This is a genomic window from Clostridium sp. BIOML-A1 (assembly GCF_009874105.1).
GTDB lineage: Bacteria > Bacillota > Clostridia > Lachnospirales > Lachnospiraceae > Coprococcus.
Genome location: NZ_WWTL01000009.1, coordinates 77982 through 94186, shown reverse-complemented (window position 1 = coordinate 94186; position 16205 = coordinate 77982). Strand labels below are relative to the sequence as shown.

The window sequence follows — 16205 nt, the reverse complement described above, 5'->3', positions numbered from 1 at the left end:
TCCTTATGCCAGTGTTATATTTTCCAGACTCTGATAGAAGCTGTTATCCAGACTGTGGATCAATACCGCATCCTCCGGATTCCAGCAGATAAATACTTTGTCACCGGATTTTGGAAGTTCTTCGCCTGCCAGACGTTCCATCTTTACTTCATTTCCATTTGGAAGAACCGCCAGACATTTGACGACTGAGCCAACATAGATATAATCCTTGACCAGTGCCGGTACGCTGAAGCCCTCTACCGGTTCTGCCGAAAAATGAAGCTTTTCCGGTCGAACAGAAACAGTTACAAATTCACCAACTGAAAATCCGGTGTTCTTTTCCTCTGTCTCGGTCGCGGAACCGGAGGTTGTTACATCTCCATTTTCAATTCCTATAACCGCTTTTCCGTTTACGATCGATTTGATCGTTCCGTCAAATACGTTTGTCTCTCCGATGAAGGTTGCTACGAACTTGGTTGCCGGTCTTTCATAGATGTCTGTCGGTGATCCGATCTGATCCATGACACCATCATGCATAATAGCTATCCTGTCGCTCATCGTAAGCGCTTCTTCCTGATCATGTGTAACATAGATAAATGTGATATGTAATTTCTTCTGCAGCCGTTTCAGTTCCAGCTGCATCTGTTTTCTAAGCTTCAGATCCAATGCACCAAGCGGCTCATCCAACAGCAGAACCTTCGGACGATTGATCAACGCTCTTGCAATCGCAACTCGCTGCTTCTGTCCACCGGACAACTGACTTGGATACCGTTTCTCAAATCCGGATAACTGAACCATCTCTAACATCTCCGTTACCCGTTCTTTGATCTCTTTCTTTGGAACCTTTTTCATCTTAAGACCATATGCTACGTTGTCATATATGGTTTTATGTGGAAATAAAGCGTAACTCTGAAAGACAGTGTTTACATTTCTCTCAAATGGCTCTTTATCTTCAATCGGCTCACCTTCTACCTGAATGGAGCCTGTCGTCGGTTCTTCAAATCCTGCGATCATACGAAGCGTTGTCGTCTTACCGCATCCGGATGATCCAAGCAATGTCAGGAACTCGCCTTCCTCTACCTGCAGATTCAGATCTTTTACAACATGATTTGTTCCGTATATTTTATTTACGTCTTTGATATCAACTATAACATTTGCCAAATCATATCACCTCTTTTTCAAATTTCTCTATAATGCTTTTTCTCCTCGTTCACCGGTACGGATTCGTATAGCCTCTTCGATATTTCGAATGAAGATCTTACCATCTCCGACATGTCCGGTAGCTACCTTTTCTCTGACATCCAGAATAATCTGTTCTACCTTGGAATCTTCAACTACTACTTCAACTCTTACTTTTGGAAGAAGATTGATCGTAGTTTTAAAGCCTTTAATCTCATTTACGCCCTCAACAGTTCCTTTCTGTGTTCCGCATCCCATAACGGTTGAGATCGTCATACCACCACAATTCTTCTCATCCAATATGCTTTTTAATACTTCCAGCTTTTCCGGTCTGATTATTAATATAATTTCTTTCATTCTTTCTTCCTCCAATCTGCAACATACAACTAATATAACAAAAAAGAGCCGTTCATCTCTGAACAGCTCCTTTGCTTGTTAACGAAAATATACTACTTTCAAATTAATTCTTCAATAGAACAGGATTACCATTTTTCTACTACTTTTATAGTACTAACTACTCTTTTTCTTTAATCAGTTTAAACATCTGAACACGGTTTCGAATTCCCAGTTTCCGGTAAATATTTAAAATATGCTTCTTTAGTGTATTTACCGTTATGGATAAATGGTCACAGATCTCCGTATTCTCCATTCCCTGCAGCAAAAGCTGCAATATGGTCTGCTCCCGCTTCGTCAGATCATAAGTCTTTACTGCCTGTGTCAGCGTCATTTTCTCCTGACTGGTCATCTGATTATTTCTGTCCTGTGACAACCGGTATGCCATATGATCCTTAAGCATATCCATCAGGAATACATCTTCATATGTAAAGTCCTCTTTACCAATCGTCCTATATAGTGTCACTACGCCCAGAAAATGTTTGTTCCGTCCAAATATCATTTGTAACGCATAATGCCAGTTATTTGGCTTATATACTCTTTGATAATATTCGGTTTGAACTCTTTTCTCATCAGATATGATATCAGTTTCCCGGTATACCATACTCCTGCCACTGAACATAATACCACGGCTGTAATCCATATTCTCATAAATATCTGACAAGTCTTCATCACAGTTGAGGAATACCGGACGTTCCAGATTTTCTTTCTCATTTGATGATGCCAGATAAAAATCTGCACTGTCAAAATCTATGACGGTCTTGATCTGTTCCAGAAACTGTGTCCGCATGGCATCAAAATCACCGGTTGTGTAGATCTTGTATATGATACTGTTCATGACCAGCCAGTCATTTGTTTCAAGGGTCTTCACCAGTTTCCACCTCCCTTGTATTTCATAAAACAAAAAAAGTACGCAACCGATGTAACACACCCTTGCGTACTTATTTTTTACTATTCTGTTGGTACGAAGTATAGCACAAAAAGATGATTTGTCAAGCAATTATCTTTTTTTGTAAATTATCAGTTCCGGATCTTTGCCCTGAGCTTCATATGTTGAAATCAGAATAAAATCCATATCTGCAAGAACTCCAAAGTATCTGTCTCCACCAAATTCACATTCAAGCTGATTGCCTAAATATGTTTTCCGGTCATCCAGGAATTTCACTTTTTCTCCATTCGGAAGCCTGTATTCTAAATTCACATATTCTCCAACAAGGGCATTCAGTCTTTTTACCTCAGGCAGACCTTCTACATGAAGATCATTAATTTCTCTGATCAGCTCCTTCTTGAATTGATCAAACTGACCATTGTCACTCAGTTCTTCATATCTTTTCCAGTAATCCAATTTTGGAAGAAGTTTCTTCATATAAACACGCGCCTGATTCTCTGTAACATTTTCGTCTACCATATGTTTAACACAGACATCTATCAATTCATCCATATCACTATAGGTATATGTTCCATCCGCATAACACCACTTACAATAGTCCTCATTCAATGAACCATCACTATTATGTCCTATGATTGTGTCATCCTCAAGCGGCATTCCGCAGCACTGGCAGATAAGTTTTCTAGGCTCTCCCAGTAGTGTATTGATCGATACATCAAATTCCTTCGATAAAAGCTTTAATGTATCTGTGTTAGGAATTGTCTCTCCATTCTCCCAACGTGATACAGCCTGCCTCGTCACCATTATTTTCTCAGCCAGTTCATCCTGTGACATGCCTCTCTTTGTACGAAGTTCAAAAATAATATTTTTTGTTTCCATGACTCGTCCTCCTTTATTCATATCATATAGGAGAATCTGTTTTATAAAAAGCAACCTGCTGTTTCCTGCCTGTCATATGTGCTCCTATCCTGCACATAAGATAAATTTAATTAAATATAATAAATTTCTTTGATTCTATTTCAAAAGCTTTTTTATCTGTGCATCTGTTGCGATCGGATAAATATCATGCATGTGTCGGATGATCGTATTCCACGACTCCTGTGGATCATCCTTGTAACAGGAGGTTACATAATCATATCCATAGATATGTTCCGGAGACGAGTAAACCGCCACATCCCAACCATACTCCAGTCCTTTTTTATTTACACGTTTTCTGAAGTCGCAATTACAAAGATACATCTGCATCATAAGATTGGTGACAGCTCCATCAAATCCCTTTTCGCCGTCTTTTCCATACCCTGCCATTTTCTTCAGTTCGTTGGAATACAGTTCTGTATCTACATGTGCTTCCATAAAATGATCCATGATCTTTTTATGCTTATTCGGGGCTTTTCCATCCTCATACAGCGCATCAAAATCATATCCATCCCGTCTGTAATTGGCAAATACAGGAAGCCATTTTCTCGATATAAAACCTGCCTTTTTATTAAAAAACTTGCCATATACGATGTCATGTCTTCTTGCGATAACCGCCCGCCACATCCATGGATCTCTGTCAACATCCTCACACCACCAGTACTCCGGCACGGTTCGTTCTTCCAGCGAAAATCCCGGTATATCATTTCTAAAAAGCGGTAGGAAGCCAATCTCATTTATATATTCTATTGCCTCATCTACTGTATGAATACACTCCGGATCATCCCAGTCTACACCATACATGATCCATTTGCCTGAGTCTTTTTCCATGTTTGTCTCCTGTTATATCACTATCCCATTACAGTGATCCACCTCATGCTGAATAATCTGTGCCACAAATCCCTCAAATACCATCTTTCTTTTTACAAAACCAGCATCCTGAAACTCTACCTCTATCTTCTTATACCGCGTTGTTTTTCGTTTTCCCTCTAATGACAGACAACCTTCTTCTGTTTCATAACGTCCGATCTTAGAACAGATCACCGGATTGATCATAATCATATCTACAGGTCCGGCACTTACAATAATCATATTTTTCTTATACCCGATCATATTTGCTGCCATTCCGACACAACGCTCACGATTTGCAGCTAATGTATCCCGAAGATCATTTACCACATTCATATCAAGCTGTGTTGCCGGAACGGATTTCTGTCCCAGAAAAAGAATATCTTTTACAATAGGTTTTACCATTTTCCATCCTCCATAAGTTCTCATTTATCTCTTCTATCTCGTAAAGATTTGTCACTGATTTGCAAATGACATAATATGCCATTAAAGCAACACAGTCATATGTACCACCTGTTCCATTCACTGAATAAACTTCCTGATTTCTTTACTTATCTCATCATATTTGTAGTCGTGGACATAATGCGGACAATCTAATTCAATATAACCTGCATTGTCGCAACCTGAAATATAATTTTCGGGAATACTTCTCCACTTTTCTTTTGTAAAACCGGTTCCACCGGAGCCGTCAGAAATAAACAATAACATCGGCACCTGCGGAATTCCGTTTTCTTTTACAATATTTGCATTCTGTTTTACAGCTTTTACTTCATCGATCATCGTTACAGTTGCAGTTTTTTGATAAAATACTGCTCTGTAAATCTCTTTTTCCTTTTCAGACAATGTTCCGGCTTTGATTGCATCGCTCTCGGCAAGGCTCGGTATCCATCTGGTGATTCCAAGTGCCGCACCATACTGCCCTAATTTCATAATAGGAATATTAATGTTCATTTCATCATAATAGTCTGGTACTGCCATATCCAAACCAACAATAGCCTCAACTTCTTCCGGATACTTCTGTGCCCAGTATAAAGCCTCAAGTCCGGACATTGAATGGGGGCAAAGCACATATGGGCCTTTTATTCCGGCTTTATCAAGTGCCATCCTTGTTTCGCTTAACATCGTATCGATATCCCTGTTTTCGTCTACAACATCACTAAAGCCATAACCGAATTTTTCCACTACAACGATTTTATAATCATTGCTAAGCAGCGAATACAAAGACTTAAAATCCAATATTGGCGAGCAGGTTCCACCTCCGGACATGAACACAAGCGTTTTATCACCATCCCCCTCTGTATATACGCTCATCTTGTGCCCGTTGACTTCTACCAGTTCACCTAACGGAGTTAATAAATCCTTTTCTCTTGAACTGCATACTTTATGGCGAACCAATGATATTATCACGAATAATGCAATAACCGTGATTACAATCAATATTACTCTTAGAATATTTCTTAATATCTTTTTCATACTGTATCTCCTTTAATCAAGTGCCTGATGATTCCTGCATCTATCCCCAATATGGAATAACCAATTGACATAAAGACTGCAACGCTTCCTACCCTTTTGCATACCAGCTTAAATATTCACAATGTAAAACATAATTGGTTCTCTGACTCCGCAGTGCCACACCATCGGCTGGGCGTACAACTGGAAGTTGAATTACTCTCTGACAAGTGCATACATTTTCATATCAATGATACTGCCACATTTCACAGCATTACTCTTTAATGTTCCTTCGTATTGAAATCCTGCCTTTTCCAATGCTCTACATGAAGCTATATTGTGAGCAAATGGTTCAGCAAAAATACGAATAATATCCTTTTTCTCAAACACATATTCACAAACCTGTTTGATTGCATTTGTCATATATCCATTTCCCCAGTAGGGTTCTCCTATGTAATAACCCATTTCAGCGGTTTTGCAATGGATATTATCCTGTCGAAATACTCCATGCTTCCAATCACTTTATCATCAAGTGTTATCGCAAATGCAAATGTATTGTCTTTATTCGCTGATAACATCGCCCGTATAAAATCTTCTGCATCATTTTCCGTGTACGGATAAGGCAAGCCATCCCTAAGGTTATTCAAAATTCTTAGATCATTTAAGTTTATTGCAAGATTGAATTTATCATCAATTCTCCATTTTCTTATAGTCAGATTCATATTTCTCTCCTCAAACTCTTATTTATCCAAACTGGAATGGAATAATAATATTAAACAGGAATGCAAGAACTATACTAACTGTTCCCATTATCGCAGAACTCCTCAATGTGTCTCTCTTCAAAACAATAAATCCAATAATAAAGACTATCACTTCCAAAACAGACCATGCACTAAAATATCCGAATCCATATACAAAGCACATATTGAACAATACTGCCAAAATCAGAGCCGACAGTATAAATGCCAGTTTGCTTTTTCCCTTTGCATACCAGCAGACAAAAGCCAATAATGGAGAAACAGCTGTAAATCCAACCCAAATCATTGCATAACTTCTTGGAAAAAATCCTGCAATATAGTTTGAATACAAATAGTAAGTTGCAACCATACCAACAAAGAATACAAAAACATTAATGCTTGCTCTTATTGCAGAATTGCTATAAATAGAAATACACAGTGCAATCAATACCCAGATTGCAAAACGCCCAAGGAAATTACTAATATCTAATACTCCATTTATTGCCATAAGCACACCTGGAAGTTCAGCTTGACGAAAATCCAGATATTTTGAAAAAAATCCCAAAGCTATTCCAAGGAACAATATAGCCATGGTATTTATAAGTTTTCTATTATTAGATATTGAATTTTCTGCATTCTTTATATCATTCAAAATTTTTATCATAATTACCCTCGCAAATCAAAATTCATCTGATATTTTCATAAAATTTCTGCAACACGATCGCCAACTCTTCCGGAGCTTCTATGTTTGCTTCATGACCTGCTTTCATAAGTTCATGGAAGTAGGGATTGTTCAAATAATGGCAAAGTTCTTTTGAAGTTTTTTTATTTGCAGTGTCCTTCTCTCCACAAATGAGCAATACTGGGCAAGACACCTTATGCAGGGAGTCACTGAAATCCAATTCAGCCATCGTCCCGCACAGGCTGATAACATCCGCTTTTTTGAAACCCATTTTACTGAATGCCGAATTCGGCATAAGATGAAACAATATATTCTGAACTTTCAATAAGTTTTTTGGCATTTTATATTGTGCTGCAATTAATACGAGCGCCTTTACTTTATCTGGGTGGTCTATCGCATAATTAAGTGCCAAAACAGCGCCTAGAGAAAGCCCGCATAAGACAATTTCTTCGTTCTCCCTGTCGCATTCTCCTGAGAATGCTGAATATAATTCCTTATATGTAACAGCTTTTCCCTTTAGCATCCCTGCCAAACTCAAATTGACACTACTTTCCGACACTTTCGTTTCCTTTATTACTCTGTTCCAACTGTCTGGTTTTTGTCCTAATCCATGCAAGTATAAATACTTCATATACTGTCGCTCCTTCAAACTGGAAATTTTTCAAATTATCAATTTCTAATTTCCGTACAGAGATTTATAAATCATCTGCTCTCTAATTGTTCGAAATGATAACGCGGCTTTCCAACACTCTTTTTTCCATACTCAATAGCTTCTGTAGGGCAATAACAAATACAAGCCATACAATGAGTGCATTGCTTTCCCCATACAGGCTTTCTGTCCTTAAGCGTAATGTTGTTCAATGGACAGTTCTTAACACATTGACCACAACCGACACAGGTAGCATCCGTACGAAATGCATCAGATTTCACAAAGAAATGATAAAAAATCGGATTTACCGGACCACTCATTAACCGGTCATAAAGATTGTTTCTTGGTACAGCGAACGGCTGCTCTGCCTTAATGTGCGCAATTATATCCATAATAGCAGGTTCCGCATTTCTAACAATCTTTCTTGCTTCTTCTGTTTTCGGTGCACCAAACATAGCAATATAATTTTCCGGCATAATAACCTGAGCTGTACCCATATACCATAAATGTTTTTGCTCCGCAAGGCGCCGATTATATTTCGCTGCATTCCCAATCTCGCCTCCACAGTCCATCACGAACCAAATGCGTTCTGCAGAAAGCAGTTCCGTTTTACAAAGCCACTCCGATACAATTTGTGGAATACGCCACGCATAAGTTGGAACCACTACGATTATATTTCTGCCTGTTTTCATTGGCGAATAATCTGTTGCCTTGATTTTTGCATTCATATCTACAATCTCGTCCTGCAATTCATCTGCAATTTTCTTTGCTATATAACGACTATTACCAGTTCCGGAAAAGCACAAGATCATAATAACATTACCTCCGTATTTGCCTCAAAGCCAAGCTTTTCATAAAAGTTTTTTCTCCAACACTCTTCTTGAAATCATCTCACAATATCGTCATTTTTCTCGTATGGCATCGGCTCCCCATTTTCTTTATGTAGGCGTCCTATTTTATCGCAGATCCTATCGTACAAATTATCATTCACATATGCAATCTTCTCCATATCCACATTGTTCTCTGATATTTTTCCGCTGTAGAATTTTTGGGCGTATGTTCCACTTTCTTTTATGTAAGCCATTATTAAATTAATTTCTTGTTTCTCGACTTCTGAAAAAAATAGGTTGTTCCGTTAATTTTCCACTGATAAAATCACAAAAATAGGAATAGTCATCATCCCAGTTAATATTTCCATTGTCCTGGTCTTCACATCGGATCTTTTCTATTTCTCTTAATAATTTTCCCTGCAGATTATCTGCTTGTCCAGCTTGCGAAACATAATTTTTCCAAATATATTTACACTCATCAAAATACTGCTGCTCATACTCTTTGCCTATAATCGCACCAATCGTCAAATTTTTTTCCTCTTTTTAATTTATCAAATAATCCCTCTGTTTTCTACCCATTTCAATCAGAAATACTATAGCCGTTAAAGTTTATATTGCATGAAGTTACCATTATGTACAAATCCAAAATCCGTATATAATTTAACTCCCATATCAGACGCCGTAATCTGTATTGTTCCACAGCCATATTCCCTGGCGTCATCTATAACGCGGGATAGCAGCTCCTTTGCAATACCTCTTCTTCTATATTTCGGATCAGTAAACATACTGGACAACAATCCTATCTTTCCACTTGGGCATCCAAAATAGGGAGGCTTCTCCACAAATGACATCCCGCTTGTTCCAATAATATTTTCCTCATCAAGGGCAAGCCAAGATACAAATGTTCCATCCGCCATATGTCGAGTATAATATTCCTTCAATGCAGGAACCAAATCTATCTTTTCTTTAGCACCTTCTTCTCTAAGCTGATTTATCCTCATGTGAATAAACGTATTCAGTTCTTTTTCTGTAAGTCTTTTATATCTAATATCCATTTTCACGATTCCCTTATACAAACTGATATTTATAAATTACATACCGCATACAATGGTATATTTACCATCCATTCCTGATCCATATACTTTAGAGCCGAAAAACGTAGCTTTCTCTGTTCCATAATAATACGGTGTGTGCGGTGTATCTGAAATCATCTGCTGCAACATATATTGCTCTGTGAGATTACCCTTGAATTCCATAAAAATATCATTTTCTTCCAATATAGATGTCGCCGGCAACTCACTTAATGCCCCCAGTAATCCGACATCCAGCATAAATAATTTATACCGCATTCATCCGTTGGTTGTTATAAAAAGAAATATATGCTGTTTTCTCATAACAATTCTTTTCACCGTAACAGATTATCCAATACTATTCCAACCATCATTGAAATTCAGGAACTCCAAAAACTCTCTTCCTCTTAAAATCCACCATAATGAGACAGCGTCTCTGTTGCTAATTCTGTCCCAACTCTCATAGCCTCATAAATATTCCCATTTATCAAATGTGAACATACAAAGCCTGCATGGTAACTATCTCCACAACCTGTAGTATCAATTACTTCTTTAACTTTATTAGCTTGAACAAAATACTTTTCACCATTATGATATGTAACACTTCCTTTATCAGCTAAAGACACATTAAATAGCCCTTTATACTTCTCTGAAAACGCTTCAAATATTGGGAGAATTGATTTCTCTCCACTAATCATGAAATAATCTATATATGGTGCATATTTTTCCATTTCTTTAAAATTACGATATTCTACAAAATCCACTGCCAATCTGAAATTGTTATTCTTTTTTAAATCTATAATTTGTCCAAAACAGCCTGCCCAAAAATGTACAAATACAACATCTGATTTTTTGATAAACTCCAATTCATCATGGTTCAATATCATTTTATCAACAATATCACCCGTCCATGAATCATCTTTGTAATATCTGTCACCGTCGGCTGTAAGATATGTACGATTATTCGCTGTTACTTTATCCTTTTCTACTCTTACGTGGCTTACATCTATTCTCTTATCAGAAATAGAATCCATAATAAATTTTGCGTAAGAATCCTGTCCAACCGCACCCAATATTGAAACATTGAACTCCTCAAATTTTGATGCATGGACTGCAAAATTAAGGGCTTCACCGCCAGCATATAGTTCATCAGTTCCATCAAAAACATCTACACATAAACACGGAAGTGCTACTAAATTTATCATTCTTTATACCTCTAAAATTTCTAATTTTTCTGTTTTATCAACTTAATTCTGTCATAATATAAAATGACTTCCGGCAGGGTTGGTCAAAATTTAAAAAACCAGAAAAGCTTCCCGCCATATGGATTTTTCTTACTGAGCAACCGTGCTGAAACTGCATGTAATAATAAAAATGCACCGCTTATGATCGTCATTACCAGTTCAAACTGTGATAAGACCGACATGGAATTATCATTATAGCCTATATAAACATTCTTACTGCCCAGAGTGCTGCAATTTCCCTCATACCAGAACACATCGGCACCATTGACAGGCGAATTCGACTTAATCTGCAGCACCGTATAAGTTGACCGGATGCCTTTCCCATAACGTGATTTATAATTTCTGACATCATTTCCGCTATGTACCTTGACATGATTGGAGCTCTGCCGAGAACTTTGATATGTTACAGTTCCTGTTGTATGATTCTTCTTACAGGCATATCCGACCACCTTCGGCATACCCGGCCGCAAAGAAAATCAAAGCAACTACAAGTGCTAAAATCTCAGCCGTATAGAACGCATTCACCGATTTGTTTTTCATTTTTATCTCCATAGTATAGCAAAACAGGGAGCTAATCATCTTATCTCCCTGAAATTAACAATTCGCATTTTAAGCTGCAAAGCACTTAAATTAAAGGTTTGCACTCAAAGTAGCAACGCACTTAAATCAAGCAAGTGTACTTGCTCGTTTACATTATATGTAATTATCAAGAAAAAAGCAATAAAACTAATTGAGATTTATGCTATGTAAACGGACAAAACCACACTCTATGATCTTCATCTCTTACAAACGTGTAAATTGATTTTAATCGCTCAAATTCTTTTATATCATTCCAACTTCTTTTCCGTATTAATTGCTGTATAATTTTAGATGAATAATCGAGCTTTTTCTAAGTGCCACATACGAAATCAGAAAGTTTGCAAGCCAGCCGGCCGGTACAGCAAGCCAGACAAATGCAATACCGAAACGGGGTGCAAAAATCAATGCAACCGACAATCGTATCGCAAGGTTTACCATATTTGCAATGAGAAACGGACGCATAATTCCAAGTCCGCGAAGGACTCCGTCAGTTGCCATCTTAATACCCATAAAAATGAAAAAATAACCAAGCCATCTCATATAATCGCCAGACACCTGATACGCCAAAGCAGTTCCATCTTTACCAAGAAATAGCGAAGAAATTTGTGTGTGCAGTGTTTCAATGACTACAAAAGCAAGCACTGCAAAACATACATCCAACACCAACGCAGCATGATATCCTTTTTTGATACGTTCAATTTTCTTTGCACCATAGTTCTGGGAAACATATGGTGAAACTGCATTACCAATGGATACGAATATCAATGAAAAAACATTCTCTACTCTCATCGTTGCTGCATAACCTGCAAGAGCCTGCGTGCCGAATGGATTTACAACAGCCTGAACGATCATCATACCAATTGACACTGTAGACTGCTGCAGAACAGACGGAACGGCAATTTGAAGCATAGAAGATAGTTCCTGCCTGTCAAACCAGTTAAAGGGACTTTTATATCGACGCATCCGGCTAAAGAAAATCAAAAGCGAGAACACGGCGGAAATTCCCTGTGCAATAAGAGTTGCGAGAGCAGCACCGAACACACCCAGACCAAGACCGGCTACCAGCCAAATGTCCATAAAAATATTCAAAATAGAAGAAACTATCAAAAGGCCTAACGGAATCTTCGATTCACCGATTGAGTTAAACATCGTTGAAAGAATGTTATACATAAACAAAAACGGAAATCCCACAAAATAAACGCGAAGGTACAACACTGCTTCCTCCAGTATATCAGCAGGTGTTTGTAATGAAGTCATCATAAAACGAGAAAAACAAAAACCGAAAATACCCAAAAGTACGCTTAAAATCAAAAAGCTGATCAAGGATGTTGCTACAATTGTTTTCATTTTGCTATAATTTTGGGCACCAAAATAACGACTTACGAGCACTCCCGCCCCTACCCCGGCACCGAGTGCTATACAGATAAAAACATTTGTCAGTGCGGCACAGGCGCCAACTGCCGCAAGTGCAGGAGCACCGACATACTGACCAACAATGATTGAATCTGCCATATTGTATACCTGTTGAAAGAAGCTGCCCAGAATCATAGGCATTGCAAATACAGTCAGTGCTTTTATAGGGGCATCTGTAATTAAATATTCATCTTTTGACATTATCATTTTCCTCCATAAAACGTAAAACGTTACAAAATCAGAGCTAACGCGGCCAATACAATGTTATTGCATACAGTCAACTTGCTTTTTTCTGTATTTTAACGGAGAAACTCCGTATGTTTTTTTAAAACTTCTGATAAAATAGCTTATATTTTGATAACCGCTCCGCATTGCTACCTCTGTAACAGAAATATCGGTGTCTTGCAACAGCTGTTTTGCATACTCTAACCGTAAATACGCCACATATTGTGAAAGGGTAATATGAAAATGCTCCTTAAAATATCTGGATATATATTTCTCAGAAAGATGAAATTGCTCCCCAAATTCTCTTAATGATATTTTTCCTGTAAAATTCTGCTGTATATACGAGACCATTTCTTTTTCTACAATATTTCTACCACTTGTGTTATTTTCTACTATAAATCCTTTTTCCCACATTTCAAGAATAAATTGTAAAAGAATTATTTTGGTCTTTATCTGCGTCGTTACGTTCAACTCTCTTTCACTCTTTTTTACTTCATATATCTCAATTAGCTGCTCACACAATTCTTTTATCGTATCTTTTACACTGGGACTTATCATCAGACGACCACTGTCTAATGGTTCAAGTAATCTATCATCTAGTATATCATCTGTATAAAAAGATATATATTTCAATGGGAAAAGAAAAGTAAAATAATCTACAGTACCGGTCTTTGAACCCATAAAATGCAGATTGCCCGGTGATACAACGAAGGCATCCCCGGGTTTCCCGATATAGTTCTCTCCTGATATGTTTACAGTCAAAAAGCCACTTTTTACATATATAATTTCGAATTCATCATGCCAATGTACCGGTATCTGAAAGGACTGACCCGCATTCTCTATGTGATATGTACTGAACGGATCATCCTTTGTACCATGTGGTTTATTTTCCTTTAATTCAAAATACATAATTGCTCCTATAATTCTATAAGACTCTTACTTTTCCATTTTCCGCTTTTCCATCGAAGCACCATTCCAACAGCTCTCGCACATTCATCACCTGCCATGGCAATATATGCTCCTACCGCCAGAAAGCCCATATGTATTCCAAGAAAATATGTACCGCCAACCGCAAACAGATACATGAAAATTGCACCCATTATAACCGGAAAAACTGCATCTCCACTGGTTTTTAACGCCTGACTATACACAAGATTTGTCACCCTTCCAAGTTCAAGGAATATATCTATTATTAACAATTTTACCACAAGGCTTATCATCTGTGCATCATCCGTAAATATATACACTATAATGTGTCCGAACAGTGCAAATGTCACAGAGAAGCATGTGGCTATTACAAGGCCATATATCTCTGCTTTTTTTATACCCCTGTCACATTCTTCAAAATCCTTTGCTCCGATTCTCCAGCCTGTCATAATAGCATTAGCCTGTGCCAATGCAGCTCCTGCACAATATGAGAAATTTGCTATCTGCATAGCATACGAACGAGCTGTGACATTCATTCCGTTCGCATCCATCTGATTCATAAAACGCACTATAAATGTCATTGCTATATTATAAAGTGCTGTTTCAAATGCAGAAGGAAAACCTATTTTAACAATCTGCGCAAGTATCTTTCGCGGCAAAATACGATCAGGACTTTGTTTTGCTTTTATAAGTACAGCGCCCATCACCGCTACAATAACAAGATTTACAACCCTTGAAATAACCGTGGCAACGGCAACTCCCATTACTCCCCAGTTAAATACAAATAAGAATACCGAATTAAGTATTATATTAAGAACATTTCCAACAATAGTTCCTATCAGGGAATGCTTTGTATATCCAAATACTCTCAAATAGCTGGAAAAAATAGGAATAAGCGCATTTAAAAAACATGTTCCACCAACAATTTTGAGGTATGTTTCAGCCGGTTCAAACAAAGCAGAAGCAATACTTACTATTTTAAGTATTCTGCCGGAAAAAATTGCAAGAACAACAGACATCAGAATACCAATGAACGCATTAAACATAAGTCCAAGCTGTCTGGCCTGATACGCTATCCCAGGTCTTCCCGCTCCGATATTTTGTGACATAACAGCTATCATACCCGATGATATCACTCCAAACATGACAATGAAAACACCTATATAAGTATTTGCTGTTCCCACTGCTCCCACAGCCTGATCACTTACAGATGATAACATAAGTGTATCAACCATCCCTGAAAGCATATAGAATAAAGTTTCCAGGCATATTGGCACAGATAATTGCGATAATGTTTTCCTTTCAACCATCATGTTTTCTCCTTACATACAAATATAACATATATTATCAATAATACGATATATCTTTATGTGTTTCTTGTATAATATCAAACAAAAATGGCACTATTTCTACTATTTCGCGCAATAATCTATCAGAATTGTTAATCTTATCGTTGACATCCAGACTATTTATTTAATGAAATGAGATTTGTATTCTATTCGTTTCCTGTATTTTTTTTCTTTTTTCGCCGTACGAAAAGGAATGCACATAAGCCCGCAAATACAACGACTACAGCTATAAGTATCAGCAGTACCGGAATCCGGCAGACACTTGAAGAGATGAGCTTAAGGCCCTGATAAAGTGCATACACACCAAATATCGAGAATATCACAAATGCCAGTGTGTTAAGCAGTCCATCCGGAGTTTTGCTCTTTAAGAGATAACCGATCAGCATTCCAAGAATGTCCGCTGCAAATAATCCGAGCGAACAACCGATCCATACAATAAGTGCTGCCCCCATACCTTCATTTGCACCAAATGTTATAGCGGTAAGCTGAGTCTTATCTCCAAGCTCAGCTACAAAAAAAGTACAGAAAACAGCCAATGGCGCAAACTTGATCTTTGATCTTCCGTTTTCTTCTTCCTCTTCGTCGCCATCGGAAATCGTTGATGCTGCGAAGTAAAGAAATGCAAGTGCTGCAATATTCTTAATGAGCCATTCCGGAACAAATTCGCTGACAAGTCCACCTGCAAGAACCGCCAGACCATTCAGTACAAGAATTGCGGCAGCAGTTCCTAATATGATATCTTTTAATTTGTACTTAGACGTAAGAGCAATCAACATAAGCTGTGTCTTATCTCCCATCTCCGCTATGAATTCCGTAAAAAATACCTTTAAAAATAATATCATTTGTT

At 37.7% G+C, this 16205-nt stretch carries 22 protein-coding genes; all 22 read right to left on the bottom strand.

The window, feature by feature from the left end; translation table 11 throughout:
* Nucleotides 1-3 precede the first annotated feature (3 nt).
* The 22 genes from GT641_RS08825 to GT641_RS08725 all read right to left on the bottom strand — a co-directional run bounded on the left by GT641_RS08825 (nucleotide 4) and on the right by GT641_RS08725 (nucleotide 16200).
* Nucleotides 4-1140, bottom strand: coding sequence for an ABC transporter ATP-binding protein (locus GT641_RS08825; protein ID WP_161117326.1), 1137 nt, complete (start codon nucleotides 1138-1140; stop codon nucleotides 4-6).
* A 27-nt stretch (nucleotides 1141-1167) separates the two neighbouring features.
* A complete protein-coding gene (locus GT641_RS08820; RefSeq protein ID WP_008402823.1) occupies nucleotides 1168-1515 on the bottom strand; it encodes a P-II family nitrogen regulator in 348 nt (115 codons plus the stop codon).
* A gap of 157 nt (nucleotides 1516-1672) precedes the next feature.
* Nucleotides 1673-2422 (bottom strand): helix-turn-helix transcriptional regulator, encoded by a 750-nt coding sequence (locus tag GT641_RS08815; protein WP_118483741.1) that lies wholly within the window; start codon nucleotides 2420-2422, stop codon nucleotides 1673-1675.
* Between the two features lie 129 nt (nucleotides 2423-2551).
* Entirely contained in the window at nucleotides 2552-3319 is a 768-nt protein-coding gene (locus GT641_RS08810; protein WP_161117325.1) for a zinc ribbon domain-containing protein, read from the bottom strand.
* 135 nt (nucleotides 3320-3454) lie between these two features.
* On the bottom strand, nucleotides 3455-4186 hold the full coding sequence (locus tag GT641_RS08805; RefSeq protein ID WP_008402820.1) for a hypothetical protein: 732 nt from the start codon (nucleotides 4184-4186) through the stop codon (nucleotides 3455-3457).
* A gap of 12 nt (nucleotides 4187-4198) precedes the next feature.
* Nucleotides 4199-4609 carry a peptide deformylase gene (locus GT641_RS08800; RefSeq protein ID WP_161117324.1) on the bottom strand — a complete coding sequence of 137 codons (411 nt, stop codon included), beginning with the start codon at nucleotides 4607-4609 and terminating at the stop codon, nucleotides 4199-4201.
* Between the two features lie 117 nt (nucleotides 4610-4726).
* Nucleotides 4727-5677 carry an alpha/beta hydrolase gene (locus GT641_RS08795; protein ID WP_008402817.1) on the bottom strand — a complete coding sequence of 317 codons (951 nt, stop codon included), beginning with the start codon at nucleotides 5675-5677 and terminating at the stop codon, nucleotides 4727-4729.
* A 192-nt stretch (nucleotides 5678-5869) separates the two neighbouring features.
* Complete coding sequence (locus GT641_RS13370) at nucleotides 5870-6118, bottom strand: GNAT family protein (RefSeq protein ID WP_347559467.1); 249 nt, start codon at nucleotides 6116-6118, stop codon at nucleotides 5870-5872.
* The gene (locus GT641_RS13365) at nucleotides 6103-6375 is read right to left on the bottom strand and encodes a hypothetical protein (RefSeq protein ID WP_347559466.1); all 273 of its coding nucleotides are present in this window, start codon (nucleotides 6373-6375) and stop codon (nucleotides 6103-6105) included. The genes GT641_RS13370 and GT641_RS13365 overlap by 16 nt, the downstream gene beginning before the upstream one ends.
* A 22-nt stretch (nucleotides 6376-6397) precedes the next feature.
* Nucleotides 6398-7054, bottom strand: a complete 657-nt coding sequence (locus GT641_RS08785) for a hypothetical protein (RefSeq protein ID WP_161117323.1) — start codon at nucleotides 7052-7054, stop codon at nucleotides 6398-6400.
* Nucleotides 7055-7076: 22 nt separating this feature from the next.
* A complete protein-coding gene (locus tag GT641_RS08780) occupies nucleotides 7077-7703 on the bottom strand; it encodes an alpha/beta hydrolase (RefSeq protein ID WP_161117322.1) in 627 nt (208 codons plus the stop codon).
* A 71-nt stretch (nucleotides 7704-7774) separates the two neighbouring features.
* Nucleotides 7775-8533, bottom strand: a complete 759-nt coding sequence (locus GT641_RS08775; protein WP_161117321.1) for an EFR1 family ferrodoxin — start codon at nucleotides 8531-8533, stop codon at nucleotides 7775-7777.
* 74 nt (nucleotides 8534-8607) lie between these two features.
* Nucleotides 8608-8805, bottom strand: coding sequence for a hypothetical protein (locus GT641_RS08770; RefSeq protein WP_119963217.1), 198 nt, complete (start codon nucleotides 8803-8805; stop codon nucleotides 8608-8610).
* A gap of 7 nt (nucleotides 8806-8812) precedes the next feature.
* Nucleotides 8813-9079 carry a hypothetical protein gene (locus tag GT641_RS08765; RefSeq protein WP_161117320.1) on the bottom strand — a complete coding sequence of 89 codons (267 nt, stop codon included), beginning with the start codon at nucleotides 9077-9079 and terminating at the stop codon, nucleotides 8813-8815.
* Between the two features lie 74 nt (nucleotides 9080-9153).
* A complete protein-coding gene (locus GT641_RS08760; protein WP_008402810.1) occupies nucleotides 9154-9606 on the bottom strand; it encodes a GNAT family N-acetyltransferase in 453 nt (150 codons plus the stop codon).
* 36 nt (nucleotides 9607-9642) lie between these two features.
* Entirely contained in the window at nucleotides 9643-9900 is a 258-nt protein-coding gene (locus GT641_RS08755) for a DUF4143 domain-containing protein (protein ID WP_243000361.1), read from the bottom strand.
* 128 nt (nucleotides 9901-10028) lie between these two features.
* Nucleotides 10029-10826 (bottom strand): PfkB family carbohydrate kinase, encoded by a 798-nt coding sequence (locus tag GT641_RS08750; protein WP_008402805.1) that lies wholly within the window; start codon nucleotides 10824-10826, stop codon nucleotides 10029-10031.
* An 83-nt stretch (nucleotides 10827-10909) separates the two neighbouring features.
* Nucleotides 10910-11323 carry a hypothetical protein gene (locus tag GT641_RS08745; protein WP_243143728.1) on the bottom strand — a complete coding sequence of 138 codons (414 nt, stop codon included), beginning with the start codon at nucleotides 11321-11323 and terminating at the stop codon, nucleotides 10910-10912.
* 391 nt (nucleotides 11324-11714) lie between these two features.
* The gene (locus tag GT641_RS08740) at nucleotides 11715-13058 is read right to left on the bottom strand and encodes an MATE family efflux transporter (protein WP_192919821.1); all 1344 of its coding nucleotides are present in this window, start codon (nucleotides 13056-13058) and stop codon (nucleotides 11715-11717) included.
* 63 nt (nucleotides 13059-13121) lie between these two features.
* A complete protein-coding gene (locus GT641_RS08735; RefSeq protein WP_161117318.1) occupies nucleotides 13122-13991 on the bottom strand; it encodes an AraC family transcriptional regulator in 870 nt (289 codons plus the stop codon).
* 8 nt (nucleotides 13992-13999) lie between these two features.
* Nucleotides 14000-15319, bottom strand: coding sequence for an MATE family efflux transporter (locus tag GT641_RS08730; RefSeq protein WP_347562877.1), 1320 nt, complete (start codon nucleotides 15317-15319; stop codon nucleotides 14000-14002).
* 185 nt (nucleotides 15320-15504) lie between these two features.
* Entirely contained in the window at nucleotides 15505-16200 is a 696-nt protein-coding gene (locus tag GT641_RS08725) for a TMEM165/GDT1 family protein (protein WP_161117316.1), read from the bottom strand.
* Nucleotides 16201-16205 lie beyond the last annotated feature (5 nt).